We start from the raw sequence: 24,740 nt of genomic DNA, 5'->3' as shown, positions 1-24,740 counted from the left end.
AGGCCGCTCCTACAGGGGACGCGATTTCCTGCAGGGGCGGCCTTGTGCTGTGAGAGGTGCGCGCAGCGCGCCCCGCCCTTTCCGCCAGTTGCCCAGAGGTTATCGATGAAAACCCTCAACACCACTCCCCGCGCCGACGGCTTCCACATGCCCGCCGAATGGGCCCCGCAAACCCAGGTGTGGATGGTCTGGCCGGAGCGCCCGGACAACTGGCGCCTGGGCGGCAAGCCGGCGCAGGCCGCGCACGTGACCCTGGCCAAGGCCATCGCTCGTTTCGAACCGGTCACCGTGGCGGCTTCCGCCGGTCAGTACGAGAACGCTCGGCGCCAGCTCGATGTGCCCAACATCCGCGTGGTCGAGATCAGCAACGACGACGCCTGGGTGCGTGACACCGGCCCGACCTTCGTAATCAACGACCAGGGTGAAGTGCGTGGCGTGGACTGGGGCTTCAACGCCTGGGGTGGCTTCGATGGCGGCCTGTACGCACCGTGGAACCGCGACGAGGAACTGGCGGCCAAGGTGATGGAAATGGAGCGCGTGCAGCGTTACCACACCGAAGGCTTCGTGCTTGAAGGCGGCTCGATCCATGTCGATGGCGAAGGCACCTTGATCACCACCGAAGAGTGCCTGCTCAACCGCAACCGCAACCCGCACCTGACCCGCGAGCAGATCGAAGACATCCTGCGCGAGCACCTGGCGGTGGAAACCATCGTCTGGCTGCCGGACGGCCTGTACAACGACGAAACCGACGGCCACGTCGACAACTTCTGCTGTTACGTCAGCCCAGGCGAAGTGTTACTGGCCTGGACCGATGATTCCAACGACCCCAACTACGCACGCTGCCATGCGGCCTACGATGTGCTGAAAAACAGCCGCGACGCCAAGGGCCGCGAGTTTGTGGTGCACAAGATGCCGATCCCTGGCCCGCTGTTCGCCACCGAAGCCGAATGCGCCGGTGTCGACCATGTGGCCGGCAGCCAGGAGCGTGACCCGTCGGTGCGCCTGGCCGGTTCCTACGTGAACTTCCTGATCGTCAACGGCGGCATCATCGCGCCGAGCTTCGACGACCCCGCCGATGCGCAGGCCAGAGCGATCCTGGCCAAGGTCTTCCCGGATCACGAAGTGGTAATGATCCCCGGCCGCGAGCTGCTGCTCGGTGGCGGCAACATCCACTGCCTGACCCAGCAGCAGCCGGCGCCGTTCAAGCGCTGATTCACGCTGAATGAAAAAGCCCGTCTTATGACGGGCTTTTTTGTTTGTGGCGACGTTCGGTGGCGGCGGGTGGCACAGCTCTTGTATTAGTTTTTCATTGTGTTTCAGAGAGATAGGCCCACGCCGTTCTGTAACAAACCTTACGTAAGTTAGCCGCTCACGGGCTTAGGGAGTGCGTGTTGAAATGAATGCAGCAAGTGAGTCGGCTATGCCCCCATCGGCAGTGAATCACCAAACGCTTGAAATACTGGCGCAGTGGTTGCGAGACCATGGATGCATCCGGGTCAGGAAGACCGACCCACGACGTCTGCTGAACGGGCGTTACCCGCAGGGCTTGATCAGCGATGCGGAGCTCGAAGCGCTGCTGGCTGTGTGGCACTGACCGGGTAGCAACCCGCCGCAACGAAAAACGCCACCGCAAAATGCGGTGGCGTTTTCGTTTGTGGCACAGGCCTGGCCGGTTTGGGCGCAATGGCCTTGCGGTGCTTGTACTGGCCTCATCGCCGGCAAGCCGGCTCCCACATGAGACGCGCATGGTTTGGGTTTATGCGGTCAAGGTGGGAGCTGGCTTGCCAGCGATGGCGTCAGAAGCTGTAGCTGCCGGTCACCACCAGGCTACGCGGATCGCCATACTGGATCTGCGCCGCGCTGGTAGCCGAATCGTAGTAGGTCTTGTCGGTGATGTTCTTCAGTGCAGCGCGCACGTCCCAGTCATGGGTGCGATAGCCGGCCAGGGCATCCCAACGGCCATAACCCGGCAGGATGATGGTGTTCTGGTTGTCGGCGTAGCGGTCACCCACCAGCGTCATGCCGGTTTCGGCATACCAGCCCAGCTCCGGCTTCCAGGTCACGAACAGGCTGGCGTTGCGCCGAGCCACGTCGTTGATGCGGTTGCCTTCCTGGCCATTGTTGTCCTCGACGATCTTCGCGTCCTGCAGGCCGATGCCGCCGCGTACATACCAGTTGCCGACCACATTGCCGGTGGCGGTCAGCTCGACGCCGCGCGAGCGCTGCAGGCCAGACATAAGGGTGATGTTCGGGTCGATCGGGTCGCGGGTGCGGCGGTTGTAAAGCTCCAGTTCGTAGAGCGCCAGGGTGGTGGTCAGGCGCTCGTCGAACCAGTCGCTCTTGACCCCGATTTCCTTCTGCCGGGTCAGCTCCGGGTCGGTCTCGTTGGTGTTGCCGGCCGCGCCAGGGGTAATGCCGATCAGGCCACCGCCGACGGGGGAGTAGGTCTTGCTCCAGGAGGCGTAGAAGGAGTGGTCGCGCCATGGCGTGTAGACCACGCCCAGGCGTGGGCTGAAGCTGTTGTCGTTCTGCTTCTCGGAGATATTGCGCAGCTTGTTGGTGGTCTCCACCTCGAACTGGTCGAAGCGCACGCCGGCAAGGATCTGCCACTGGTCGTTCAGGCGGATCTGGTCCTGCAGGTAGATGCCCCGGCTCTCGACCACCGTGTGGTTGTTGCTCGATACCGCCATGCGGCCGTTGTGCTGCAGGTTGCGGTTGGGGCTGTCCAGGTTCAGGGCCGGTACCGGGCGTGCGCCAGGGCCTGAGGTGGCGGCGTTGTACAGGGTCGGGTCGCGGCGCTGGCTGCCGAACTCCAGGCCCAGCAGCAGCTTGTGCTCCAGGCCCCAGGTGCTGACATCACCCTCGGCTTCGAGGTTGTTGAACAGGTTGCGGGTGTTCAGGTCCTGCTGCCAGCGCTGACGGGTGACCAGGTTGGTGCGCGGGGTGTAGGCGGTCTGGTAGGTGTTGTCGAACTCACTGTCGAGCTTGAACAGGCCCAGGGTGTGGCGCAGTTGCCAGTTGTCGCTGAGCTGGTAGTTCAGGCGCGAGCGCAGCGTCTGGGCGCGGTCGTCGATGTAGTCGCGCTGGGTATCGCCATAGGTGGCACTGCGGCTGACGTCCGCCGGGCGGCCGGTCAACGGGTTGCCGGGGATGCCGCGGTCCGGCGTGCGGTTGTAGCGGCTGTACTCGTACTGCACCAGCCAGTTCAGGTCGGGGTTCAACTGCCAGCTCATGGACGGGGCGAACAGTTGACGGTTGCCATCGACGCCGTGGCGGAAGCTGTTGCTGTCTTCATTGCCCATGTTCAGGCGCAGGCTGACGGTGTCGCTGGGGTCTGCGCTGAGGTCGGCGTAAAGGCTGCGCAGGTCCTGGCTGCCGCCCTGGGCTTCGATGGTCGAGCGGCGGCCATGTTCCGGTGCCTTGCTCACCCGGTTGACGATGCCGCCCTGGCTGCCTCGGCCATACAGCACCGCGGCCGGGCCCTTGAGCACTTCGACCCGCTCGATGTTGTGCAGGTCGCGCACGTACTGGCTGTCGTCGCGCACGCCGTCCAGGTAGAAGTCGTTGCTGGCCTCGAAGCCGCGGATGCGCACGCTGTCGAAACGCGTGTCGGCGCCGCTGCTGACGTTGGGAATGCCTTCCAGCGCTTCGCCCAGGGTGCTGCTGCCATAGTCCAGCACATTGCTGGTCTTCACCGTGTCGATGGCCTGGGGCACGTAGCGCACCGGGGTCGAGGTGCGGGTCGCGGTGCTCACTTCGCGTACCCGTGGGTTGTCCTCTTCGCGCTCGCTGTCGGCGGTGACAGCGGTTTCCGGCAAGGTGGTGGTGGCGGCACTGGCCAGGCCTGCGCTGAACAACAGCGAAAGGCCCAGGGTCAGGGGTGAAAGGCGGCAGGGGGCAGGCATTACAGGCATCCGTCTACGCAAGTGAGAAAATTGGCGCGAATGGTAATGCTTGCTATTTGCTGTTGCTTGCCTATTCGTAAGGACTTGTCTTTACGTTTGTATCACTTTGTAACTAGTCGTTTCTGGGGGCTTCGACCGGTACCGAACGTGCGCGTGCAGGTCGCCCATTTACATGACCGTTGTGCGAGTTCTCTCGAAAAAACCTGAAAGAGACAAATTTGCGCAGAAGCTGGGCATTAGTGCGTGGAAATGCACTGCTCCTGACCTTTTTTTTGGTTATATCGACCTGCATTTCACGATTTTTTGACATGTATAAGCAGGCGCAGCTAGGATTCGGCCTCTACGCCTGCTGGCCATGACTTGGCCATGCGGCTGCAAGGCCCGTTGCAGACCATCTGCGGGCCTTCCGGCCTGGATCCGCATAGCGTCGAACCTACGAAGGGGCGTTGGTTCCTGGCGTTCTCATGCAGAGCGTTTTTGATTAAGCAATAAGGAAAATAACATGTTGAAAACCAGGATCAGCCTGGTCGCCCTGGCGATGATCGCCGCGACCCAGGCACAGGCCAACGAGCAGGCCGAAAGCAAAGGTTTCATCGAGGACAGCCACGCCAACGTCCTTCTGCGCAACGCTTACATCAACCGTGACAAGAAGCACCGCACCGACGACCAGATCGAATGGGGCCAGGCTTTCATCGGTAACTTCTCTTCGGGCTTCACCCAGGGCACCGTCGGTGTAGGTGTCGACGCCTTCGGCCTGTACGCCGTGCGTCTGGACGGCGGCAAAGGCCACAACGGTGGTGGTGGCGTCGACTTCTTCAAGCCGCACAACACCAAGAACGCCGACGGCAACGCCAGCAGCCCCCACGACCTGGCCCGTGCCGGCGCAGCCGTGAAGTTCCGCATCTCCAACACCGTGCTCAAGTACGGTGACCAGATGCCGGCCCTGCCGGTGCTCAACTACGATGACGGCCGCCTGCTGCCAGAGAGCTTCACCGGTACCCTGATCACCTCCAAGGAGATCAAGGGCCTGGAACTGAACGCCGGCCGCTTCACCCAGGAAGCCCGCAAGAGCGCCGAAGGGCGTGACAGCGGTGGCCTGAAGTCGATCAACGTGCTGGGCGGTAGCTACAAGTTCACCGACAACTTCACCGCTGCGCTGTACACCGCAGACAACGAAGACGTCATGAAGAAACACTACCTGGGCCTGAACTACGTCTTCCCGATCGCCAGCGACCAGTCCGTGACCCTGGACTTCAACGGCTACAAGACCAGCATCGACAAGGAGTTCGTGCGTTCGGCCGAGCTCAACGGTAACTCCAACACCATCTGGAGCCTGGCGGCCACCTACGCCTTCGGCCCGCACTCGATCACCCTGGCGCACCAGCGCAGCACCGGCAGCACCGGCTACAACTACAGCGGCTACCAGAGCGCGGGTGGTACCAGCGACGGTGGTTCGACCATCTACCTGGCCAACTCCTACTGGTCCGACTTCAACGCCGAAGACGAGCGTTCCTGGCAGCTGGGCTACGGCCTGGACTTCGGCGCCTTCGGCGTACCGGGCCTGACCTACAAGGTCGCCTACGTAGTGGGTGACAACATCAACACCCGCAACCTGAAGAACCCGGAAGGCTTCGGCGAAGGCAAGGAGCGCGAGATCTTCAACCAGCTGCGCTACGTCGTTCAGGACGGCCCGGCCAAGGACCTGTCGATCAAGCTGCGTAGCTCGTTCCTGCGTACCAACAACGCGGTCCAGCAGAACGGCTACAACGACGACGGCAACGAAGTTCGCGTATTCGTCGAGTACCCGATCAGCATCTTCTGATCCTGATCTGGCGTCACTCGCAGCCCCGGCCTATGCCGGGGCTGTTTCTTTGTGGCGGGCCAGGTTCGCCGCAGATACCCCCTCGGCTTCCCCCATCTGCGGCGCAAAGCTGTCACTGCGCGCCATCCGCCACATCCGTGCATAGAACGCGTTATCGATCGAGCCGCTGAGCAATTCACCCGGTTTAAGGAACGCGTGCAGCTGCGAAAACAGGCTGATCTCACTGGGGCTGATACGCCGTGCCAGGTGCTTGGGCTTGAGCTCGGACGGGTGATCCAGCCCTGCTGCGGCGAGCATTTCGGCCAGGGCGTGCAGGGTGTTGCGGTGAAAACTCGCAACCCGCTCGGCTTTTTCCGGCACCACCAGCGCACGCTGGCGCAGCGGGTCCTGGGTGGCCACGCCGGTGGGGCACTTGTTGGTGTGGCAGCTTTGCGACTGGATGCAGCCGATGGCGAACATGAAGCCGCGTGCCGAGTTGACCCAGTCGGCGCCGATGGCCAGCACGCTGGCGATGTCGAACGCGCTGACGATCTTGCCGGCCGCGCCAATGCGCACGCGTTCGCGCAGGTTCAGGCCCACCAGGGTGTTGTGCACGAACATCAGGCCGTCACGCAGCGGCATGCCCATGTTGTCGGAGAACTCCCGGGGCGCCGCGCCGGTGCCGCCTTCCTTGCCATCGACGACGATGAAGTCCGGGGTGATGCCGGTGGCGAGCATGGCCTTGGCAATGCCCATGAATTCCCACGGGTGGCCCAGGCAGAACTTGAAACCTACCGGTTTGCCGCCTGACAGCTCGCGCAGCCTGGCGACGAACTGCAGCAGCTCCACCGGGTTGCGCAAGGCGCTGTGGGCGGCCGGCGAGATGCAGTCCTGGCCCTCGCGCACCCCGCGTGTGGCGGCGATCTCGGCGCTGACCTTGTGCCCCGGCAGGATGCCGCCATGGCCCGGCTTGGCACCTTGGCTGAGCTTGATCTCGATCATCTTCACCTGGCCCTCGCGAGCCTGTTCGGCGAAGCGTTCGGGATCGAAGCGCCCGTCCTCGGTGCGGCAGCCGAAATAGCCGCTGCCGATTTCCCAGATCAGGTCGCCGCCGTGTTTGCGGTGATAAGGGCTGATGCTGCCCTCGCCGGTGTCATGGGCAAAGCGCCCCAGGCGCGCGCCTTTGTTCAGCGCGGCGATGGCATTGGCACTGAGCGCGCCGAAGCTCATGGCCGAGATATTGAAGATCGACGCCGAATACGGCTGGGTGCACTGCGGCCCGCCGATGCGAATGCGAAATGACGCAGGATCGGCCTGTGGCACGGGCAGCATCGAATGGCTGATGAACTCGAAGCCCGGCTTGTACACATCGTTGAGGGTACCGAAGGCCTTCTCGGCGCTCTCGTTCTTGGCCCGGGCATAGACCAGCGAACGTTGTGCGCGGGAGAACGGCAGCTTGTCGTCGTCGCCCTCGATCAGGTACTGGCGAATCTCTGGGCGGATGGTCTCGATCAGGTAGCGGATATTGCCCAGGATCGGGTAGTTGCGCCGCACTGCGTGGTGGCTCTGGCGCAGATCATTGAGGCCGACCAGGCTGAGCAGCGCCGTCAGCAGGGTGAATGGCCACAGCCAGCTGTGCTCAAGCAGGAAGGGGATGCTGGCAAGGGTGAAGACCAGGCACAGGGCCAGGCAGGCATAACGGCTGGGGAGCGAATCGTTCATGGGTCCATCGCAGGCGGGATCACGCTGCCTAGGATAGGCAAAGCCTGTGCGCGGAAAACCAGGGGTTTCGGTAAAAGACTCTTGCATGGGCGTGGGGTGTGGCGTTTTCGCCGCAAGATCCTGCATCACTTGCATGCCTGCCTGCTTCTGTCCCCTGACCATACTTCCCCTCCAGGCGCCCGCTGGTCGGTTTGGTGGGTATGGTGTTGATAGAACGTATTCGGTGGTTATACTAACCACCGCTGCACAGCCCAAGGAAGGGTTCATGAACAGCCGCGAAATGATTTCGGTGATCGAGGCCGATGGTTGGTACCTGGTGCGATCCAAGGGCAGCCACCATCACTTCAAGCACCCCCACAAGACTGGGCTGGTGACCATCCCGCACCCGAAGAAGGACCTGCTGCCCGCCACTGCGGCCAGCATCCTGCGTCAGGCGCGGATCGGTTACGCCAGCTGATCAGGAGAATTACTGCCATGTTGTTCCCCATCGCCATCCTGCCCGGCGACGACCAGCACGCCTGGGGCGTGGAAGTCCCGGACATCCCGGGCTGCTTCTCGGCCGGTGAAGACCTCGATGACGCCATTGCCATGGCCCGCGAGGCCATCGAGGGCCACCTCGAACTGCTCGCCCAGGACGGCCAGGAAATCCCCAAGGCCAGCAAGGTGAGCGTTCATGCGGCCAACCCTGACTATGCCGGATGCACCTGGGCACTCATCGACATCGACATCACCCGCTACCTGGGCAAAGCCGAGAAGCTCAACATCACCCTGCCGGCCTACCTGCTCACCCGTATCGATGCCTACGTGAAGAGTCATCCAGAGCAGAAAAGCCGCTCGGGCTTCCTGGCCGAAGCGGCGCTGAGAATCCTGCAGGGCGACTGCAAATAACTACGTTGGGCCCGCTTTGGGCAGCTGTCAGGTACCCGCGGCTTCGCGGCGCAGGTTCAGCAAGTAGCCTTCGTTGCGGATGGTGAGGATCTGCGCGGCTTGGCCCGGGGCACGGCGCAACTGTTGACGCAGGCGGCTGATGCACATGTCCACCGAACGGTCGTCGGGCAGGTGCTCGCGGCCGAACGCACTGCGTGTCAGATGATCGCGGGATACCACGCGGTTATCGGCCTGCAGCAGTTCGTGCAGTACCCGGTAGTCGGAGCGTGGCAGGGTCAGGGAATGGCCGTCGGGGTGGGTGAGCAGCCGTTTGATGGGGTCCAGTTCAAAGCCTGCGAATCGCTGCGGCCGGGTTTCGCTATCGTCGGCGTTGGCTTCCAGTTGCAGGGGCCGGCGCAGCACTGCCTTGATCCGGGCGACCAGCTCGACGGGCTCGAAGGGCTTGGCCAGGTAGTCGTCGGCGCCTGCCTCCAGGCCAGTGATGCGGTCCAGGGTGTTGCCCTTGGCCGACAGCAGGATCACCGCCAGCCCCGGCAGCCCCTGCAACTGCCGGCAAAGGCTCAGGCCATCCTCACCGGGCAGCATCAGGTCCAGCACCACCAGGTCGACCTTGTGCAGGGCCAGTTGCGCGCGCATCTGCCCGCCATCTGCGGCCGGTAAAACCTGGTAGCCGGCATCACTCAGATAATCGCAGAGAAGTTCGCGAATCTCGTCGTCATCGTCGACAACCAGCAGGGTGGAGCTCATGGCGGGGTACCTGTAGAAATGCGAGCGGCAGCGCTCATTACGATCGACGTCATCCCCGCGCAGGCCGGCATGGCGGCAGTGCGCGAAGCGACGCAATCGTAACAAAAAATCATATGCGAATGCGAAGTCTTCGCAAATGCTGCCGATCGCCGCTAGCGAATCGGCCCAGGCGCTTCCAGCTGTTTCATCAGGTCGTCGTTCCATTGCCCTTCGACCTTCACGTGCGCAGCGGCACCCAGCATCACGGCCTCGATCAGGTTGTGATTGAGGTAGGTGTACAGGCCGGGCTGGCGGAAGGTGTACAGCGCCGCACCTGCGGCACCGCCGGGGATGAACCAGGTTTCCAGGTTGCGCTGCGGCGGGTTGGCGAACTTTCCGGCGGCCCACACATAGTCACCATGGCCGCCGATCAGGTGCGGGCGGGTGTCGCGGTTGGCTTGCGAATGGACGATCAGCACCGTTTCGCCGAGGTTGGCGGTGAGCGCGTGCTGGCCGGTGAGCGCACCGACGCTGCCATTGAAGACCACGTGCGTGGGTACGAGCCCCTTCATCACCTGGTACATGTCGGCGAAGCTCGCCGATGGGCTGGCGTAGCGCTTGTACTTGCCGTCCTTGTCGCGCGGGATGTAGTAGTCCTGCTCGCCGATGTACCAGACCTTGTCGTATTGCAGCGCACGCCCGTCGCCGTCCCTCAGGCCGTCCCGCGGCAGCACCATGATTGCGCCGTTCATGCCGCACACCACATGCCAGGGGATCATCACCCCGCCCGGCGCGCAGTGGTACACGAATACCCCGGCGCGGTCCGCCTTGAAGCGCAGCTTCACCTGCTCGCCGGGCTTCACATGGGTCAGCTCACCCCCGCCAAGCGCGCCGGTGGCGGCATGGAAGTCGATGTTGTGCACCATGCTGTTGCTGGCCGGGTTGACCAGGGTGAGCTCCACGTAGTCGCCCTCGTGCACCACCATCAGCGGGCCGGGCACCGAGCCGTTGAAGGTCATGGCATGGATGTAGGCCCCCTCGCTGTCGACCGGCAGTTCTTTCTCCTCGATCTCCATGCGGAACTCGACGATCCGTGGTTTGCCGGGCGCGCGCTGGCTGTGGGTATGTACCTGAGGTGGTGCAACCAGCTCGACCCGGATGCGTTCCAGCTGGGTCAGGTCCGTGGGCGGATTACTGCTTACCGGCGCCGCCGCCCGAGCCAGGCCGCTGGCCAGCACGGTGCTGCCAACCCCAAGCAATACACCCCCCGCCAGGACCCCGCGCCGCGTCAGGGCTACGCCTTGTTGCTCACTCATGGGACTTCTCCTTAAGTCGACGAAAGCCGTCGGCACAGGAATACCCATTTTAAAAACAGGGTTTATTGAGCCCAAACAAGAAATCGAGCGGGAGGGCAATCTGTCGCAATTGTGGCCGGTAGCTACTATGGAGTTACGCGGGCTGCCTCGTGCAGCGACTCAGGGAGCACAGGGAGTGAGCCGTTTCGTCAGTTTCGAGGTCAGCAATCACCGTCAGTATGTGATCAGCATCGATCACATCATTGCGCTTTATCCGCTTGCTCAGGAAAGGACGTTTGCCAAGGGAGGGATTGTGCTGATCAACGGGCTGGGGAAGGAGGGCAAGCATGTGGCGCTGGAGCTTAGTGGGCCGGAGATCAGGAAGCTGCATAAGGCGTTGTTGCTGGAGTGACGGGGACTGGAAAGTGTGTGCTTTACACTCAGAGAGCTGTGTTCTTACAAGGTGGCGATGGTGAAAATTGACGATATTGCTAAATTGGCTGACGCCGCCTCAAAGATAGTTGGTGCTCTGGCGTGGCCCATGGCCTTTATTGTGGCGTTTATATATTTTGCTCCCGCATTGAAGGCAGCATTTGCTAATGCGGATGAGTTTACGTTCAGCGGTGGTGGTTTCGAAGCAACAGTGAAACAAAAGAAGGCGGAAGTTTCCGCTGCCTTGTTTGCAGCATCTGTTTTTCGTCAACCAGCGGACAGCAGCGCGGTAGAGATTACCTACAAGGAAAAACAAGCCGCAAACCTGGTGGCCAGTTCCGTAGATGCTCAATCAATAAGGCGAGCTAGCAAAGCAAGGATTCTGTGGGTGGATAATGATCCAGAGAGCACTGTTTATGAGCGTCAGGCGCTGGAGGCCATGGGTGTCTCGTTCGTGACTGTCAGGAATGATGACGAGGCTATGGCAAGACTGAGGTCTAGCGTTTTTAACGTAATCATCTCTGACATGAATCGCCCGCCAGACATTCGAGCTGGGTATACGCTGCTGAAAAAACTCAAGAAAAATGAAATAAATTTACCGTTCATTATATATTCCAGTTCCGATGCGCAGAGTCTTGTCGAAGAATCTAATAGCTTAGGGGCATTTGGCTCAACGAATCAGCCTACCAAACTGTTTGCTTACGTGCTGTCTGCGCTGAACCTTTAGTGAAGGCAATGGCCACGCGTTTGTTCGGTCCTGACCGCAGGGGCATTGGATGAAAGGTTAATCATGTACGTATGGGCGGAAGACCTGAAGCTCAGTTGGCGAGCTGCCAGAACGGATCATGCTGCCAGTTGGGTGGGAAACCCATGGCTCGTAGGTTGGTTTCTGGAAAGTCTGCCAGTAGCTCGTGCAGCCGCCTGTCCCAGCTTGTGTGTGGGCTTACGCGCCGCATCAAAAGGTTAAGGATGCTCAACACGGTGAAGGCCCGTGCATGTTGTCCCGGTTGCTGCAAATAATGAGGCCAAAGGAAGGTAACGTTCCTTGGCAGCTCGGGACGAATGCCTAGTTCTCGGTTCCATAGCCGGGCATGGTGCGCGCAGATGTTTCGGATGGTGGTCAGTGTATGCAGCCAGGACTGCAGCAATGGACCTGGTAGGCCCAAACGTCGAGCGATGGCTTTTCTGTCGGAGTCCCGCGCTAGTCCTTTGAACAGGTGCGAGAGGTCGCCAAAGGTAATTTCTTCCATGGCTGCCCAGGCGGGCATCAGGTCAGGTGTGTCGTAGGTCAGTGCATAATGACGAGCATAGCTTTCCTTGGCACGCAGGTTTACGAGATGCTGCTTGCGGGCACCGGTTGTTTGGGAGGCATTGATACGCTGAGACTCGCGCTGATGGTCCTGACGTGCCTTGTCTTGTTTGCTGCGAATGCCGTCGAGCAGTTCCTGATGCCGATAGTTGGCCTGGAACAGCTGGCGCTGGAGGTACCAGTGAGCGCCATGGGTGGGGCCCATGTGATTGCTGGTGGCGGCGCGAGCTGCGACCTCTATGCGTTCGATGGCATCCATGACTAGGAGCCGCAAGCGACGGTCGAAGTCATACAGGCGTGTCAGGTCGCGGAGCCGGGTACCTGTTGTAAACGCGTGATTGGCATCATCGGGCACCTGGAACGGTCGCATGTAGGGAGTCAGGCGAAAGAAGCTGACTGATTCGAGAAAGCAGTGTGCCTTGGCCTCGTCTTGAATAGTAAGGCCGCGTTGCCTGAGCAGAGCCATCTGTTCAGGAATCTCGATGGCAGGTTTCTCGAAGGGTCTCATGCGTATCGACCAGGCAAAAAAAACCCGCTCAATTTGTGCGTGACTGCCGAAGCAACCATAGGCATGGCGGGTGTGTTGCGCGCAAGCTTATGCAGGGCTGCATGGTTTTGCAAGGTTTTTGGCACTGTTTTGCGGGGTATTTGGCACCGTGGTGACGAGCGGAAGACCGTGAAATGCTGTGCTAGGGCAGCGATTGTGTGGGGGTACCGATCGTGTTTTGGGGAGTGGTGTAACTGAACCAGCCAAAGGCGTCTCCGCGATGCTGTGGATAACCCCACAGCCGGTTTGCGTCGATTGATGTATCGCCAAATTGGCGATACGTTCAGGCCATGTCTACCAAATATTGATTTCGCGACAAGTGCCCCATCGAGTTCAGGGAGGGGGATCATCTGCTGCCCCAAAGTTCACCTTACGGGCGAGGGAGTGGATATGGTGAGCAGTCGGAGTCAGTGACGGTTACCCAAGACAGGGCACCTGCCAACGTGGTGTAAGAAGCCCTGGCTTGGGTTGCGACCAATCAGACCGATTGTTGAAGGAGTGGATCAAATGGCATCGATGAAACGTCCCCGTCTGAAGGCTGAGCAGCCTCGATCGGGCGCCAGCCTTGAGCTTACCTTTACCAATGCTCAGCATTTCACCCTAGATATGAGCGATGCGCTCAAGGCGTATCCGGGATTGGCGCCACTGTCCAAGCGAAAAGCGTTTGAAGGGGTCATATTGGGCGATGGGGGATGGTCGGTGGAGTGGCCGGCGCTGGATTTTCAGATTGGTGCGGATACCCTGCTGCTGGACGCACTTGCTCAGAACGCGTTTGCGGCACCAGGTGACGCTCGATCAGGCTGCCGAAGCGCTGGGAGTCAGCGCCCGAAGCATCAGTCGTTTTAGCAGTGGTCGTGAAGCCGTTCCGCGCACATTGGCGCTGGCTTGCTTGGGGTGGGAGAGTCTGGAGCAGAAAGCTGCCTGATAGGATGTTTTGAGTCCGGTTTCGCTGATCTGATCTGAGATTGCCGGGGCTCGCACTTCAGTCCGGGCCATCTTGCCGAAGTTGTAGTGCTGAACCCTATTGCAGCCTTAGCAGGTGAACGATGAAAGAAGGTATAGATTGGTGCACCGTTGTTTGGCAGGTGACGGGAGCCAACGGCAGCAGTGGGGCCAATGAGTACATGCCGTTAATAGTAGCGGTGCTGGCTGGATGTTTTACCGTAGCTACCGTCATCCTTGGTCGAATTTTTCAAGACTTTCTGGAAAGACGCAGTGTCAGAGCCTCACTTCTAGCAGAGGTGGCTGCTCTGAGAGATGTAGTCGAGATGCGAGGGTATCTAGGCGATCTGCGGGAAACTGCGGAAGAACTGAGGGGTGAGATTGGCGAACGCATGAGGGATGCAGGGAAGGCTTGGAAATTCGTAATCCCTATCCAGTCGGACTACAACCAAATCTACAAGGCGAACCTAGGGCGTCTAGGAGTCTTGTCGGAGCATGAGGCAGTATCCATTGTTCGGTTCCACCTTCTTGCGGAGAGTGTCCGTACCGACGTTTCCGAAGGCGGCATTCTCTATGAAGGCAGTGACGAGGCGGAAGATTTCGACGATGCAGCGGATTTGCTCGAGCAGGCGATGGTATTGGCCAGTGAACTGGTCATGAAGCGCTTGTCGTGGTGGAGGAGGCTGACCGCTAGATTGTGGGCACTTTGTGGGCGCTGAAGACGTTCTGAAAAGTGAAAAACTAAGGCCTGGAAAAGCGAAAGCCCCGCATTGCGGGGCTTCTAAGGTGGTGCCGGCACCAGGAATCGAACCCGGGACCTACTGATTACAAGTCAGTTGCTCTACCATCTGAGCTATACCGGCACAGGGGCGTCATTATAGCTATGGATTCGCGGCTGTAAACCACTTCTTGCAATCAATGCGTAACGCCCTAAGTCACCGAGGTGAAAGGAGAATTTTCCTACCAGCCGCGGTGGATGGTGGTAACGCTTGGTTCGGTCTTGCCGGGGTTGAAGAACAGCTTGTCGTTGTCGCAGCCGCGCTTGCGGCAGGGAGTGTCGACGTGCAGCGGCAGGCCGCGGTCGCCGCCGAGCTGCATGCCGGGCATGTTCCAGTCCAGCGGTGTTGGTTTGGCCGGTGGCGTGCTGCTGGCGCAGCCAGTCAGGGCCAGGGCGACGGTCAGCAGGGCGAAGGGCTTGGCGTGTTTCACGATGTTCGAATCCGTTCCAAGGTCAGTCTGTGTTCAAGAGGCGGCTGCAACGCCTACTGCTCCCTCGCGGGGACCAGTAGCTTGGGTATCGGCAGCTGTGACGCGCGTCCTGTTGATACGATGAGGCCATGCCCCTACGCGAACTATCACGGTTGTTGGCATCCCTGATCATTTTTCGCACAGCACAGGTAAATCACCGAGCGGGCGGTTCTGCGCGTCTTGGCTCGATTGGACAGTGCATGATCACGTGGACAGCCGGTGATGATACACCGAACGAGCCGATGACGCTTGGCTGTGCTGTGGTTGACTTGCCTGGACACGAGGCATGGTGTGTTCCTGATGCGTCATGAGTGGTTAATATAATTTACGCGTCGTTTGACGTGTTTTCAGAGTTTTGTTCGATACGCCTACAATTTAACCGCGTCTTTCTTTGTATTTTTTCTATCGTTTTGACTTTTTCGATTGCCTGAGCTAATTTGTTGTTCATTATGTTGAACGGTAAAGCTTTCAAGCTCCTCTCCACCTCCCGCCTGGTCTCCCGTGAACGTCACTGGACCGGCGACCTCTAGCGCCACCCTCCCACTACAGCCTTAAACGTTTCTGTCTTGCGCCGACGCCTGTGCGCTCGGCTGCTGTGTCGCCCATGGGAGGGCACCATGCGTTCCTGGATCTATCTGATCGTCGCCATCACCGCCGAGGTGATCGGCACGGCGTCGATGAAACTCGCCGCCACTCATTTCCCCGTGGCTGGGCATGCCGTGATGTACGTCATGATCTGCCTGTCGTATTTCTTCCTGGCCCTGGCGGTCAAGCGTGTGCCGGTCGGCGTGGCCTATGCACTGTGGGAAGGGATCGGCATCGTCCTGATCACCCTGGTCAGCGTGCTCTGGCTGGGCGAAAGCCTGGGCTGGGCCAAGGCCCTGGGGCTGGCGGTGATGATCGCCGGCATCCTGCTGATCAAGGCGGGTACCCGCAGCAAGCCTGTCGAGGTTGAAGGGGAGGCGTTGCCATGCTGATTCCATTTGCCTGGCTGGGCCTGGCCATCGTGCTGGAAGTGTTGGCCAACCTGCTGCTCAAGTATTCCGACGGTTTTCGCCGCAAAGGCCTGGGTGTGGCATCGATATTCTGCGTGCTGGCGGCCTTCACCGCGTTGGCTCAGGCGGTGCAGGACATAGAGTTGTCACTGGCCTATGCCATCTGGGGCGGCTTCGGCATCCTTGCCACCGTCGCCATGGGTTGGGCGCTGTTCGGTCAGCGTCTGGCTGGCCGTGGCTGGCTGGGGCTGGCACTGCTTCTCGTCGGCATGGGCCTGTTGAAAATGGCTTGAAATGCCCTATTCGAGGTGGTTTGCGGCCTACGGCTGAAATGCTTATGCACAAGCGGCATTTTCCGCTTGCGCGAAATGCATGCCGAATGGCCCTGCCACCGGTCTTTGCGCAAAGCCCTGTTTTTGCTGGTTTTCAGCCGGAATGCGGAATAAGCAAAGCGGCGCAAATAGCGCTTGGATCCAAGCGGGTGTGATTTTCATCACAAGCTTGTACACAGAGTTATCCACAGGTTGTCAGTGGCGTTCGGCCAACAACAGCAGGTTGCGCGGAGTCAGTGGGTATTCGCAGAACAGTCCTACGCGCACGCCATAACCTTGCTCTTGCAGGTATAAGGCCCGGTCGAGCACCAGCCACAGTTCCAATGGGCGGCGAAACAGGTTGCGCACCAGCTCCAGATTGCGCACTTGGGCCAGCCGTTGCCAGCCTTGCGACTCTAGGGCGGCCCAGTCTGTCGTGCCGCTGAGTTCGACCTGGCGCAGCGCGGCAAGGTCGCGGCAGTACTGCTCGAAGGGCTTCTTCAGCCAATCGACCGGCAGTGACGGTGTTGGCAGGTAAGCATCGGTGCCCCGCTGTTGGCGCTGCAACAGGTCGAAGCCCAGACGCCTGGCCATCGAGCTGTCGCGCTGGCGGCGTACCCGGGCGCTGGAGGTAACGGCCTCGCTGAGCGGCAGGCCCAGATCGCCGATCGACAACTGCAGGGCCGAAGCCTGTGCGGCTGTGGATATCGCCATGTACTGCTCGCCCTGGATGCGGTTGTAGCAGCACGGCGCCACGGCCAGTTGCGGGCAGCCTTGCTGGCTGGCCAGGTGCAGCAGGCGCACATGCAGATCACCACAGGCGTGCAGGGCCACCACGCTTTTGTCGCCATCCAGCTGCTGCATGCTGTCTGCGGCCATTACATCCTGATGAACATGCTGGACGGGCAGATGATGGTGGTCGCTCAACGCCTGGCCGGCGCTGACCAGTTCGGCGTCGTACTCAAGGCAGGTCAACTGCTGGCCGGCTTGCAGTAGGCGGCGGCCCAGGTGGCCCTTGCCCGAACACCAGTCCAGCCAGTGCCGGGTGGGCTCGCTGAAGCTCAGGCGGCGGCTGAAGGCCTCGATCTGCTGCCATTTGCGCCCAGGGACATTGGCGTCAAGGCGGTGGCCGGCCGGGTGCAGGCCCGCGTCGGGCAGTTCACCCACGGCAGACAACTGCCGGGCCAGGCTGGCCAATTGCGGGAAGGGGGCCGGGGCCGGAAGCTGTTCTGGGTGTTGCTGGACGGCTTCGGCTTGTTCCAGGGTGCGATTGCGCAGCCATGCGGACAGCTCGGGGTACTGGCTTTCCCAGCCCAGCTGCAGCTCGGTGAACGGCCGTGGGCGCCACAGCGGCTGGTGCTGCAGCAGAAAGTGGTCAAGGGCCTGGAAGCGCTCGAGGAGCTGGCTGCCTTGGAGGGGGAGTGTTGTGTTCATGCGAGCACCGCGGCGCAATTGAAAGGGGCCGCAAAGCGGCCCCGAGCGTGTTGCAGGTTAACGCCCCTGGCAGGCGTCCACGCGCAACCAGCGTTCAAGCAGCTTGAAGCCCTGCACCAGGAAGAACGAAATCACCAGGTAGAACACCCCGGCGGCGAAGAAGATTTCCACCGGCAGATAGGTGCGGGCGATGATGGTCCGCGCCATGCCGGTCAGCTCCAGCAGCGTCACGGTGCTGGCCAGGGCGCTGGCCTTGAGCATCAGGATCACTTCGTTGCTGTAGGCCGGCAGGCCGATGCGTGTGGCACGCGGCAGCATGATGTAGAACAGCGCCTTGCCCCGCGACATGCCCAGTGCCCGGGCTGCTTCGATCTCGCCCTTGGGGATCGCCTGCAGTGCGCCGCGCAGGATCTCGGCGATGTAGGCGGCGGTGTGCAGGGTCATGGTCAGCACCGTGCACCAGAACGGGTCGCGCAGGTACGGCCACAGCGCGCTGTCACGCACCGAGTCGAACTGAGCCAGGCCGTAGTAGACCAGGAACAGCTGCACCAGCAGCGGCGTGCCGCGGAAGAAGAAGATGTAGCCATAGGGCAGGGCGCGCACGTACCAGTGCCGCGAGGAGCGGGCGATACCCAGCGGGATGGCCAGGATCAGCCCGGCGATGACCGCGATGGCCACCAGCTCCAGGGTCAGGACCGCGCCTTCGGCCAGGCGTGGCAGCCACTTGATGATGACTTCCCAGTTCATTTATTCGGCCCTCATGAAGCCGCGGGCGGCGCGTTTTTCCAGGAAGTACATGCCGATCATGGCGACGATGGTCAGGCTCAGGTAGATGCAGGCGGCCACCGCGTAGAAGGTGAACGGTGCCTTGGTCACGGTCACGCCGATTTGCGCATGGCGCATGATTTCTTCCAGGCCGATCACCGACACCAACGCGGTGTCCTTCATCAGGATCATGAACAGGTTGCCAAGGCCCGGCAGGGCGATGCGCCACATCTGCGGCAGGATGATCCTCGACAGGATGCGGCCTTTCGACAGGCCCAGGGCCATGCCCGCTTCACGGTGGCCCTTGGGGATGGCCAGGATCGCGCCGCGGAATACTTCCGTGGCGTAGGCGCCGAAGCACAGGCCCAGGGCAATGACACCGGCGGCGAATGCGCTGAGTTCGAGCCCAGGCATGTTGAGCGCGTCGCCGAGGCTGTTCATCAGGCCGACGGTGCCGAAATAGATGAGCAAGACCCACAGCAGCTCGGGCACGCCGCGCACCAGGGTCGAGTAGAAGCCGCCAAGCCATTGCAATGACTTGATCGAGGAAGTCTTGGCCAGGGCGCCAAGCAGGCCCAGGGCCAGCCCCAGCAGCAAGGCGCAAAGCGCCAGTTTTACGGTCATCAGGGTGCCGGCCATCATGGCCGGACCGAATCCGTGCAGGTCGATATTCATGGGCAGCTTTGTTCAAGGGACCCGCACCGCGCATGGCGGTACGGGTCGGGAGGGCATCACTCGATGCTGAACGGGAAGTACTTGTCGTTGATCTTCTTGTACGTGCCGTCAGCTTTGATCTCGGCCAGGGCCTTGTTCAGCTTCTCGCGCAGCGGGTCACCCTTGCGCACGGCGATACCGATCTTGTCGCTGTCCACTACAGGTTCGCCTTTGAACTCGTAGTCTTTGCCCGCGTCGGACTTCAGCCACTCGTACTGCACGTACTTGTCGGCCAGGATGCCGTCAACGCGACCGGAGGTCAGGTCGAGGTAGGCGTTTTCCTGGGTGTCGTACAACTGAATGGACTTCAGCACGTCCTTGTAGTTGTCTTCAAGCCAAGTACCGGCCAGGGTGGCGCGCTGGGTGCCGATGGTCTTGCCCTTGAGGTATTCCTTGTCGGTCTTGAAGTCGACTTTTTTCGGTGCGATGAACTGCAGCTTGTTGGAGTAGTAGGGGTCGGTGAAATCCACCGCCTGCTTGCGCTCGTCGGTGATCGACAGCGACGACACCAGGAAGTCGAACTTCTTGGCGTTCAGGGCCGGGATGATGCCGTCCCAGTCGGAGGTCACGACGGTGCATTCGACCTTCATCTTGGCGCACAGGGCGTCGCCGATGTCCTTGTCGAAGCCGACGACCTGGCCGCTGGCGTCCTTGTTGTTGAACGGTGGGTAGGCAGCCTCGATACCCATGCGCAGTTTTTCTGCGGCCATGGCGTTGGCCGACATCACCAGGGTGGCAGCAGCGGCCAGGAGGAACTTCTTGTAAGTCTGCATGTATTGCTCCGTTAGCGGTGGCTGGACATGAATTGCTTGCAACGCGCCGAGGTCGGGTTTTCGAAGACCTGCTGCGGCGATCCCTGCTCTTCGACCAGGCCCTGGTGCAGGAAGACCACTTCACTGGACACCTGGCGGGCAAAGTTCATCTCGTGCGTCACCAGCAGCATGGTACGGCCTTCTTCGGCCAGGGCGCGGATGACGTTAAGCACTTCCTGGACCATTTCCGGATCGAGCGCCGACGTCGGCTCGTCGAACAGGATGACCTTGGGCTTCATGGCCAGGGTGCGGGCGATGGCGGCACGCTGTTGCTGGCCACCGGAAAGCTGGGCGGGGTAGCTGTGGCGCTTGTCGAAGATGCCGACCTTGTTCAGCAGCGCCTCGGCGTGCTCGGTGGCCTCGGCCTTGCTCTGGCCAAGTACGCGGCGCGGCGCCTCGATGATGTTGTCGAGGATCGACATGTGCGGCCACAGGTTGAAGTTCTGGAAGACAAAGCCGATCTCGCTGCGCAGGCGGTTGATCTGGCGGTTGTCGGCGGCGATCAGGTCGCCGTTTTTCTGCGCCTTGAGCTTGAGGGCTTCGCCGGCGACCAGGATTTCGCCCTGGTGCGGGTTCTCGAGCAGGTTGATGCAGCGCAGCAGGGTGGACTTGCCGGAGCCGGACGAGCCGAGGATGGAGATCACGTCACCGTCGCGCGCGGTCAGCGAAATGCCCTTGAGAATTTCCTGCTCGCCGTAGCGTTTGTGCAGGTTACGGATTTCCAGCGCGGGCGTGGCCTGGGCCATGTGCGGTCCTCATGTGTTCGGGTGCGTTCCCAGCTGTTGGCGGCCTTCCTGGCGAGCGCCACGCTAGCATAGCGGCGCAACAGCGGCCAACCGGGTCGCAAGGGGCTTCGGTCATTGGTGGGGCAGTTTGTCGCATCGTTGCAGTGGACTGTCGCGAGGATGTCCGCAATGGCGTTTTGCCCAGCACCGGAGCCTTGATGAAAAAAGGCGCGATGGTGCCAGCTTTGGCCCAAGCATGGAAGCGGTTTAGACCATTTACGCAGAAACAGGTAGCACCTCGTGGGAGCGGCGGTGCGCCGATGCGACTTGCCCCGCGATGGCTTCGGCAGGACTGAAGGTGTGCGGGCGGCGATCGCAATCGCGGGGCAAGCCCGCTCCCACATTGTCCTCCCTCGGTTTCCCATCAGGTTGTACCCATGGGTTGCGCTTTTTTGCGTTGGACTGGTGCGAGGGTGTTACCGAGGGGCACCTTTGGTGCGTTTGTAAGTGGGTATTTCAGTAATCCGGACTTGGCACGGAGATTTGACGGGCTTTCGGTCAAAGCCTGGCAGAAAGGCCGCAAAGCCAGCGAATTTGCGGGCGTCAGCCATTCCGGATAAATGGCATTTGAAAATGGCGCGCTTATTGCCAGTGGGAAAAGACCGAATGCGGCGACGCCTAAATCACCCCTTGGTGCGCTTCGTTTCCCCTTCATTCGGGTGGTCCACTCCTTACAAAGGTAGTTTTATGAGCGGTAACAATTCCAATGACCTCGCTCAGGGGCTCAAACAACGGCATGTGACCATGCTGTCCATCGCAGGCGTGATCGGCGCCGGCTTGTTCGTCGGCTCCGGCCACGCCATCGCCGCCGCCGGCCCTGCCGTGCTGCTGGCCTACGCCGCTGCCGGTACCCTGGTGGTACTGGTAATGCGCATGCTCGGTGAAATGGCGGTCGCATCGCCCGACACCGGTTCTTTCTCGACCTACGCCGACCGCGCCATCGGGCGCTGGGCCGGTTTCACCATCGGCTGGCTGTACTGGTGGTTCTGGGTGCTGGTGATCCCGCTCGAGGCCAACGCCGCCGCAGCCATCCTGCATGCCTGGTTCCCGGCCGTGGACCTGTGGGCGTTCTCGCTGGTCATCACCCTGGTGCTGACCGTTACCAACCTGTTCAGCGTGAAGAACTACGGTGAGTTCGAGTTCTGGTTCGCCCTGCTCAAGGTGCTGGCGATCATCGGCTTCATCGTCGTCGGTTGCGCGGCCATGTTCGGCATGGTCCCGAGCAGCCAGATCAGCGGCGTCAGCCACCTGTTCGATACCCAGGGCTTCATGCCCAATGGCCTGGGCGCCGTGCTGGCCGCCATGCTGACCACCATGTTCTCCTTCATGGGGACCGAGATCGTCACCATCGCCGCCGCCGAGTCGAAAGACCCGGGCAAGCAGATCAGCCGCGCCACCAACTCGGTGATCTGGCGTATCTGCCTGTTCTACCTGGTATCGATCTTCCTGGTCGTGGCCATGGTGCCGTGGAACGATCCGACCCTGGCCGAGAAAGGCTCCTACCAGACCGTCCTCAGCCTGATCGGCGTGCCGAACGCCAAGCTGATCGTCGACATCGTCGTGCTGATCGCCGTGACCAGCTGCCTGAACTCGGCGCTGTACACCTCCTCGCGCATGCTCTTCTCCCTGAGCAAGCGTGGCGATGCCCCGGCAGTCGCCCAGCGCACCACCAAGGCGGGCACCCCGCACTGGGCCGTGCTGCTGTCCACCGCTGCGGCCTTCCTGTGCGTGTTCGCCAACTTCCTGGCCCCGGCCGCGGTGTTCGAGTTCCTGCTGGCCAGCTCGGGCGCCATCGCCCTGCTGGTGTACCTGGTGATCGCCGTGTCGCAACTGCGCATGCGTGCCCAGCGTGAAGCCAGCGGCGAGAAGATCTCGTTCAAGATGTGGATGTTCCCGGGCCTGACCTGGGCGACCATCGCCTTCATCGTCGCCATTCTGGTGGTGATGGGGCTGCGTGAGGATCACCGCGTCGAGATCATCGCTACCGCGCTGCTGAGCATCGCAGTTGTGGCCGCAGGCTTGCTGGTGCACCGCAAGCGCGGCGCTGCCGGGCGCGTGGCGCTGGATAGCTGATGCGCAGTCGGTGAAATGAAAAGGCCGCGTCCTGTGAGGGGCGCGGCCTTTTTGTTTGTCTGTTCCTGCCTCTTCGCGGGTAAACCCGCTCCCACAGTGTTGAGCGTTGCCTGTGGGAGCGGGTTTACCCGCGAAGGCGGCGGTGCTGGTTCAGCCGAACTGCTTCTGCTGTTGCTGCCCCTTGGCCACCACTTCGGAAGCCGTGACATAGGCCGCCTGGAACTCATCGCTCTCAAGCCAGGCCATGGTCGCGTCCTCGTCGGTGCCGTCGAGCCATTTGCGGTAGGCAGTGAACACCATGACGATGTAGTCGGTGGCGTGTTCTTCCTTATGGCCCTTGAGCACCAGTGCCAGCAGCGGGTCCACCAGGAATACCGAGATCATCGGCACCAGGCCGTTTTCCTGGGCTTCTTTCATTTTGTCGAACAGGCTGTTGTAGCTGCCCGACTCCATGGCCTTGTTGAACACCTGCTCTACGCTGGCGCTTTCGCCGCTGCTGGCCTTGACCGCCTGGCCGCTGCGCACCATGCGGTTCTGCTTGGCCTTGGTGGCGGCGCGCTTGGCGCGTTTCTGTTGTTTGGTGTTGGTGGCCATGGGGCGGTCCTTGGAGGTATCGGGTAAAGGCGCGTATTGAAGCGCAGTTGCCCAGAAAACCCAAGGGCGAGGCGCCGCGTGGGAGCGGGCTGGCCCCGCGATGGCCGTTACACAGGGCTCGGGGCCGGCACCTCATCCTCCTCGAACCCCCGCGAAGCGCGGCCAACCAGCAGCGGATCCGGCGCATGCGCCACGCTGTGGTCCTTGCCCGGATAATCCAGCGAATGCAGGAAATGCCGGATGCAGTTGATCCGCGCGCGCTTCTTGTCGTCGGACTTGATCACCGTCCACGGCGCATCGGCGGTGTCGGTGTGGAAGAACATGGCTTCCTTGGCGGCGGTGTAGTCCTCCCACTTGTCCAGCGACTTGATGTCGATGGGCGACAGCTTCCAGTGCTTGAGCGGGTCGTCGCGCCTCGAGATGAAGCGGCGCAGTTGCTCTTCGCGGTTCACCGAGAACCAGAACTTGAACAGCAGGATGCCGCTGTTGCACAGCATCCGCTCAAGGTCCGGCGCCTGACGCATGAACTCCAGGTATTGCAGCGGCGAGCAGAAGTCCATCACCCGCTCGACCCCGGCGCGGTTGTACCAGGAGCGGTCGAAGAACACCATTTCACCGGCGGTAGGCAGGTGCTGGATGTAGCGCTGGAAGTACCACTGGCCTTGCTCCTGTTCGGAGGGCTTCTCCAGCGCGACGATGCGGGCACCACGCGGATTCAGGTGCTCCATGAAGCGCTTGATGGTACCGCCCTTGCCTGCTGCGTCACGGCCCTCGAAGAGGATGACGATGCGTTGGCCGGTTTCCTTCACCCAGTTCTGTACCTTCAGCAGCTCGATCTGCAGTGCGTGCTTGGCCTTGTCGTAGTCCTGGCGGCGCATGCGCGTGCGGTACGGGTAGCTGGCCGGCAGATGCGCCGAGGTACTGTCCTCGCTGCTGCCTTTGCGCGCGTTGGCCACTACCAGGGCGGCGGGTTGCTGGCTGACCTGGGTGATGGTCTCTGGCGTGGGTGCTTTGGCGGCGGGCTTGCGCTGGCGTGGGCGGCGGGTGCGGGTGACGGGCTTGGCGCCGCTGCCGGTGTCGGCAGGCGACGGCAGGAGGAGGGTGGCGGATTCTTCGCTCATGGAGGTCCTTGCGGGGTCGGTCGAATGTCCACCCTCCATGCTATGAGCCAGCAGGCGGTGACTTCTTGATATCGATCAACCGGACATGAACCAAGAAAACGCAGGCAACAAAAAACCCGCACTAGGCGGGTTTCTTGTGTCGCTTCGGGTAACTTTGCAACCACCAGAAGCTGAAGGTGGTGCCCAGAGACGGAGTCGAACCGCCGACACGAGGATTTTCAATCCTCTGCTCTACCGACTGAGCTATCTGGGCGACGAGGTGAATTAAATAGATTTCCAGACCGCTCGTCAACGACTTTTTTCAAAAAATTTAAATTAATT

25 protein-coding genes, 2 tRNA genes and 1 pseudogene are annotated in these 24,740 nt (G+C 61.3%); 12 read left to right on the top strand and 16 right to left on the bottom strand.

Annotated elements, in window-relative coordinates; all coding sequences use genetic code 11:
• The first annotated feature begins 105 nt into the window (after window positions 1-105).
• Together aguA and RTH46_RS02950 are read left to right on the top strand one after the other, a co-directional pair.
• The gene (gene aguA / locus RTH46_RS02955; protein WP_153785649.1) at window positions 106-1,212 is read left to right on the top strand and encodes an agmatine deiminase; all 1,107 of its coding nucleotides are present in this window, start codon (window positions 106-108) and stop codon (window positions 1,210-1,212) included.
• A 184-nt stretch (window positions 1,213-1,396) separates the two neighbouring features.
• Window positions 1,397-1,594 carry a hypothetical protein gene (locus RTH46_RS02950; protein WP_110992219.1) on the top strand — a complete coding sequence of 66 codons (198 nt, stop codon included), beginning with the start codon at window positions 1,397-1,399 and terminating at the stop codon, window positions 1,592-1,594.
• A 202-nt stretch (window positions 1,595-1,796) separates the two neighbouring features.
• On the opposite strand, the gene RTH46_RS02945 is transcribed toward RTH46_RS02950, so the two are convergent.
• Window positions 1,797-3,905, bottom strand: a complete 2,109-nt coding sequence (locus RTH46_RS02945; protein WP_316905018.1) for a TonB-dependent siderophore receptor — start codon at window positions 3,903-3,905, stop codon at window positions 1,797-1,799.
• Between the two features lie 502 nt (window positions 3,906-4,407).
• Between RTH46_RS02945 and RTH46_RS02940 the strand changes: the two genes are divergently transcribed.
• Window positions 4,408-5,727: an OprD family porin gene (locus RTH46_RS02940; protein WP_153785651.1), complete on the top strand. Its 1,320-nt coding sequence runs from the start codon at window positions 4,408-4,410 to the stop codon at window positions 5,725-5,727.
• 30 nt (window positions 5,728-5,757) lie between these two features.
• Here RTH46_RS02940 and RTH46_RS02935 read toward each other — a convergent pair whose 3' ends face one another.
• The gene (locus RTH46_RS02935) at window positions 5,758-7,428 is read right to left on the bottom strand and encodes an FMN-binding glutamate synthase family protein (RefSeq protein WP_316905017.1); all 1,671 of its coding nucleotides are present in this window, start codon (window positions 7,426-7,428) and stop codon (window positions 5,758-5,760) included.
• Window positions 7,429-7,693: 265 nt separating this feature from the next.
• Between RTH46_RS02935 and RTH46_RS02930 the strand changes: the two genes are divergently transcribed.
• Both RTH46_RS02930 and RTH46_RS02925 read left to right on the top strand, forming a co-directional pair.
• Window positions 7,694-7,885: a type II toxin-antitoxin system HicA family toxin gene (locus RTH46_RS02930; RefSeq protein WP_110992223.1), complete on the top strand. Its 192-nt coding sequence runs from the start codon at window positions 7,694-7,696 to the stop codon at window positions 7,883-7,885.
• Between the two features lie 17 nt (window positions 7,886-7,902).
• On the top strand, window positions 7,903-8,316 hold the full coding sequence (locus RTH46_RS02925; RefSeq protein ID WP_153785653.1) for a type II toxin-antitoxin system HicB family antitoxin: 414 nt from the start codon (window positions 7,903-7,905) through the stop codon (window positions 8,314-8,316).
• Window positions 8,317-8,343: 27 nt separating this feature from the next.
• Here the strand turns inward: RTH46_RS02925 and RTH46_RS02920 are convergent, their stop codons facing one another.
• On the bottom strand, window positions 8,344-9,063 hold the full coding sequence (locus RTH46_RS02920) for a response regulator transcription factor (protein ID WP_316905016.1): 720 nt from the start codon (window positions 9,061-9,063) through the stop codon (window positions 8,344-8,346).
• A 152-nt stretch (window positions 9,064-9,215) separates the two neighbouring features.
• Complete coding sequence (nirK, locus tag RTH46_RS02915; RefSeq protein ID WP_316905015.1) at window positions 9,216-10,358, bottom strand: copper-containing nitrite reductase; 1,143 nt, start codon at window positions 10,356-10,358, stop codon at window positions 9,216-9,218.
• 175 nt (window positions 10,359-10,533) lie between these two features.
• On the opposite strand from nirK, the gene RTH46_RS02910 reads away from it, so the two are divergent.
• Both RTH46_RS02910 and RTH46_RS02905 read left to right on the top strand, forming a co-directional pair.
• The gene (locus RTH46_RS02910; protein WP_125857131.1) at window positions 10,534-10,749 is read left to right on the top strand and encodes a hypothetical protein; all 216 of its coding nucleotides are present in this window, start codon (window positions 10,534-10,536) and stop codon (window positions 10,747-10,749) included.
• A gap of 60 nt (window positions 10,750-10,809) precedes the next feature.
• Entirely contained in the window at window positions 10,810-11,496 is a 687-nt protein-coding gene (locus tag RTH46_RS02905; protein WP_316905014.1) for a response regulator, read from the top strand.
• 91 nt (window positions 11,497-11,587) lie between these two features.
• Here the strand turns inward: RTH46_RS02905 and RTH46_RS02900 are convergent, their stop codons facing one another.
• The gene (locus RTH46_RS02900; protein WP_316905013.1) at window positions 11,588-12,586 is read right to left on the bottom strand and encodes an Abi family protein; all 999 of its coding nucleotides are present in this window, start codon (window positions 12,584-12,586) and stop codon (window positions 11,588-11,590) included.
• A gap of 546 nt (window positions 12,587-13,132) precedes the next feature.
• Here RTH46_RS02900 and RTH46_RS02895 point away from each other — a divergent pair.
• A pseudogene (locus RTH46_RS02895) lies at window positions 13,133-13,550 on the top strand (DUF2442 domain-containing protein).
• Window positions 13,551-13,671: 121 nt separating this feature from the next.
• Window positions 13,672-14,286: a hypothetical protein gene (locus RTH46_RS02890; RefSeq protein WP_316905012.1), complete on the top strand. Its 615-nt coding sequence runs from the start codon at window positions 13,672-13,674 to the stop codon at window positions 14,284-14,286.
• Window positions 14,287-14,354: 68 nt separating this feature from the next.
• Here RTH46_RS02890 and RTH46_RS02885 read toward each other — a convergent pair.
• Both RTH46_RS02885 and RTH46_RS02880 read right to left on the bottom strand, forming a co-directional pair.
• Window positions 14,355-14,430 (bottom strand) — tRNA-Thr (locus RTH46_RS02885).
• 97 nt (window positions 14,431-14,527) lie between these two features.
• Complete coding sequence (locus RTH46_RS02880) at window positions 14,528-14,776, bottom strand: hypothetical protein (RefSeq protein ID WP_153785697.1); 249 nt, start codon at window positions 14,774-14,776, stop codon at window positions 14,528-14,530.
• A gap of 656 nt (window positions 14,777-15,432) precedes the next feature.
• Between RTH46_RS02880 and RTH46_RS02875 the strand changes: the two genes are divergently transcribed.
• Window positions 15,433-15,792, top strand: coding sequence for a multidrug/spermidine efflux SMR transporter subunit MdtJ (locus tag RTH46_RS02875; RefSeq protein ID WP_110992229.1), 360 nt, complete (start codon window positions 15,433-15,435; stop codon window positions 15,790-15,792).
• Window positions 15,786-16,103, top strand: a complete 318-nt coding sequence (gene mdtI, locus RTH46_RS02870) for a multidrug/spermidine efflux SMR transporter subunit MdtI (protein WP_316905011.1) — start codon at window positions 15,786-15,788, stop codon at window positions 16,101-16,103. The genes RTH46_RS02875 and mdtI overlap by 7 nt, the downstream gene beginning before the upstream one ends.
• Window positions 16,104-16,145: 42 nt before the next feature.
• On the opposite strand, the gene RTH46_RS02865 is transcribed toward mdtI, so the two are convergent.
• Genes RTH46_RS02865 through RTH46_RS02840 form a run of 6 tightly spaced genes read right to left on the bottom strand, consistent with a single transcriptional unit; the run spans window position 16,146 to window position 20,592 of the window.
• Window positions 16,146-16,304 carry a hypothetical protein gene (locus RTH46_RS02865; RefSeq protein ID WP_279846193.1) on the bottom strand — a complete coding sequence of 53 codons (159 nt, stop codon included), beginning with the start codon at window positions 16,302-16,304 and terminating at the stop codon, window positions 16,146-16,148.
• A 33-nt stretch (window positions 16,305-16,337) separates the two neighbouring features.
• Window positions 16,338-17,555: a methyltransferase gene (locus RTH46_RS02860; protein WP_316905010.1), complete on the bottom strand. Its 1,218-nt coding sequence runs from the start codon at window positions 17,553-17,555 to the stop codon at window positions 16,338-16,340.
• A gap of 57 nt (window positions 17,556-17,612) precedes the next feature.
• Window positions 17,613-18,302, bottom strand: a complete 690-nt coding sequence (locus RTH46_RS02855; protein ID WP_153785699.1) for an ABC transporter permease — start codon at window positions 18,300-18,302, stop codon at window positions 17,613-17,615.
• Window positions 18,303-18,995, bottom strand: a complete 693-nt coding sequence (locus RTH46_RS02850; RefSeq protein WP_153785700.1) for an ABC transporter permease — start codon at window positions 18,993-18,995, stop codon at window positions 18,303-18,305. It lies immediately after the preceding gene.
• 56 nt (window positions 18,996-19,051) lie between these two features.
• The gene (locus RTH46_RS02845; protein WP_125462249.1) at window positions 19,052-19,807 is read right to left on the bottom strand and encodes an ABC transporter substrate-binding protein; all 756 of its coding nucleotides are present in this window, start codon (window positions 19,805-19,807) and stop codon (window positions 19,052-19,054) included.
• Between the two features lie 11 nt (window positions 19,808-19,818).
• Window positions 19,819-20,592 (bottom strand): ABC transporter ATP-binding protein, encoded by a 774-nt coding sequence (locus RTH46_RS02840; protein ID WP_028688471.1) that lies wholly within the window; start codon window positions 20,590-20,592, stop codon window positions 19,819-19,821.
• 726 nt (window positions 20,593-21,318) lie between these two features.
• Between RTH46_RS02840 and gabP the strand changes: the two genes are divergently transcribed.
• A complete protein-coding gene (gabP, locus tag RTH46_RS02835) occupies window positions 21,319-22,704 on the top strand; it encodes a GABA permease (RefSeq protein WP_125462250.1) in 1,386 nt (461 codons plus the stop codon).
• Window positions 22,705-22,854: 150 nt separating this feature from the next.
• Here gabP and RTH46_RS02830 read toward each other — a convergent pair whose 3' ends face one another.
• The 3 genes from RTH46_RS02830 to RTH46_RS02820 all read right to left on the bottom strand — a co-directional run bounded on the left by RTH46_RS02830 (window position 22,855) and on the right by RTH46_RS02820 (window position 24,672).
• Complete coding sequence (locus RTH46_RS02830) at window positions 22,855-23,298, bottom strand: hypothetical protein (protein ID WP_153785702.1); 444 nt, start codon at window positions 23,296-23,298, stop codon at window positions 22,855-22,857.
• Between the two features lie 107 nt (window positions 23,299-23,405).
• Entirely contained in the window at window positions 23,406-24,419 is a 1,014-nt protein-coding gene (gene ppk2 / locus RTH46_RS02825; RefSeq protein WP_153785703.1) for a polyphosphate kinase 2, read from the bottom strand.
• A 177-nt stretch (window positions 24,420-24,596) separates the two neighbouring features.
• Window positions 24,597-24,672 (bottom strand) — tRNA-Phe (locus RTH46_RS02820).
• Between the last annotated feature and the right edge of the window lie 68 nt (window positions 24,673-24,740).

This window comes from Pseudomonas sp. zfem004, assembly GCF_032621715.1.
Lineage (GTDB): Bacteria > Pseudomonadota > Gammaproteobacteria > Pseudomonadales > Pseudomonadaceae > Aquipseudomonas > Aquipseudomonas sichuanensis.
Note: the sequence above shows the minus strand (reverse complement) of the source record. Positions and strands in the feature narration are given on the sequence as shown.

Bases quoted from the DNA above. Each gene is read 5' to 3' on its own strand.
- gabP (WP_125462250.1), top strand. From the start codon at position 21,319: ATGAGCGGTAACAATTCCAATGACCTCGCTCAGGGGCTCAAACAACGG.
- nirK (WP_316905015.1), bottom strand. From the start codon at position 10,358: ATGAGTGAGCAACAAGGCGTAGCCCTGACGCGGCGCGGGGTCCTGGCG.
- mdtI (WP_316905011.1), top strand. From the start codon at position 15,786: ATGCTGATTCCATTTGCCTGGCTGGGCCTGGCCATCGTGCTGGAAGTG.
- RTH46_RS02855 (WP_153785699.1), bottom strand. From the start codon at position 18,302: ATGAACTGGGAAGTCATCATCAAGTGGCTGCCACGCCTGGCCGAAGGC.
- ppk2 (WP_153785703.1), bottom strand. From the start codon at position 24,419: ATGAGCGAAGAATCCGCCACCCTCCTCCTGCCGTCGCCTGCCGACACC.
- RTH46_RS02845 (WP_125462249.1), bottom strand. From the start codon at position 19,807: ATGCAGACTTACAAGAAGTTCCTCCTGGCCGCTGCTGCCACCCTGGTG.
- RTH46_RS02830 (WP_153785702.1), bottom strand. From the start codon at position 23,298: ATGGCCACCAACACCAAACAACAGAAACGCGCCAAGCGCGCCGCCACC.
- aguA (WP_153785649.1), top strand. From the start codon at position 106: ATGAAAACCCTCAACACCACTCCCCGCGCCGACGGCTTCCACATGCCC.
- RTH46_RS02890 (WP_316905012.1), top strand. From the start codon at position 13,672: ATGAAAGAAGGTATAGATTGGTGCACCGTTGTTTGGCAGGTGACGGGA.
- RTH46_RS02865 (WP_279846193.1), bottom strand. From the start codon at position 16,304: ATGAAAATCACACCCGCTTGGATCCAAGCGCTATTTGCGCCGCTTTGC.
- RTH46_RS02945 (WP_316905018.1), bottom strand. From the start codon at position 3,905: ATGCCTGCCCCCTGCCGCCTTTCACCCCTGACCCTGGGCCTTTCGCTG.
- RTH46_RS02875 (WP_110992229.1), top strand. From the start codon at position 15,433: ATGCGTTCCTGGATCTATCTGATCGTCGCCATCACCGCCGAGGTGATC.
- RTH46_RS02940 (WP_153785651.1), top strand. From the start codon at position 4,408: ATGTTGAAAACCAGGATCAGCCTGGTCGCCCTGGCGATGATCGCCGCG.
- RTH46_RS02935 (WP_316905017.1), bottom strand. From the start codon at position 7,428: ATGAACGATTCGCTCCCCAGCCGTTATGCCTGCCTGGCCCTGTGCCTG.
- RTH46_RS02930 (WP_110992223.1), top strand. From the start codon at position 7,694: ATGAACAGCCGCGAAATGATTTCGGTGATCGAGGCCGATGGTTGGTAC.
- RTH46_RS02860 (WP_316905010.1), bottom strand. From the start codon at position 17,555: ATGAACACAACACTCCCCCTCCAAGGCAGCCAGCTCCTCGAGCGCTTC.
- RTH46_RS02920 (WP_316905016.1), bottom strand. From the start codon at position 9,063: ATGAGCTCCACCCTGCTGGTTGTCGACGATGACGACGAGATTCGCGAA.
- RTH46_RS02850 (WP_153785700.1), bottom strand. From the start codon at position 18,995: ATGAATATCGACCTGCACGGATTCGGTCCGGCCATGATGGCCGGCACC.
- RTH46_RS02925 (WP_153785653.1), top strand. From the start codon at position 7,903: ATGTTGTTCCCCATCGCCATCCTGCCCGGCGACGACCAGCACGCCTGG.
- RTH46_RS02840 (WP_028688471.1), bottom strand. From the start codon at position 20,592: ATGGCCCAGGCCACGCCCGCGCTGGAAATCCGTAACCTGCACAAACGC.
- RTH46_RS02900 (WP_316905013.1), bottom strand. From the start codon at position 12,586: ATGAGACCCTTCGAGAAACCTGCCATCGAGATTCCTGAACAGATGGCT.
- RTH46_RS02950 (WP_110992219.1), top strand. From the start codon at position 1,397: ATGAATGCAGCAAGTGAGTCGGCTATGCCCCCATCGGCAGTGAATCAC.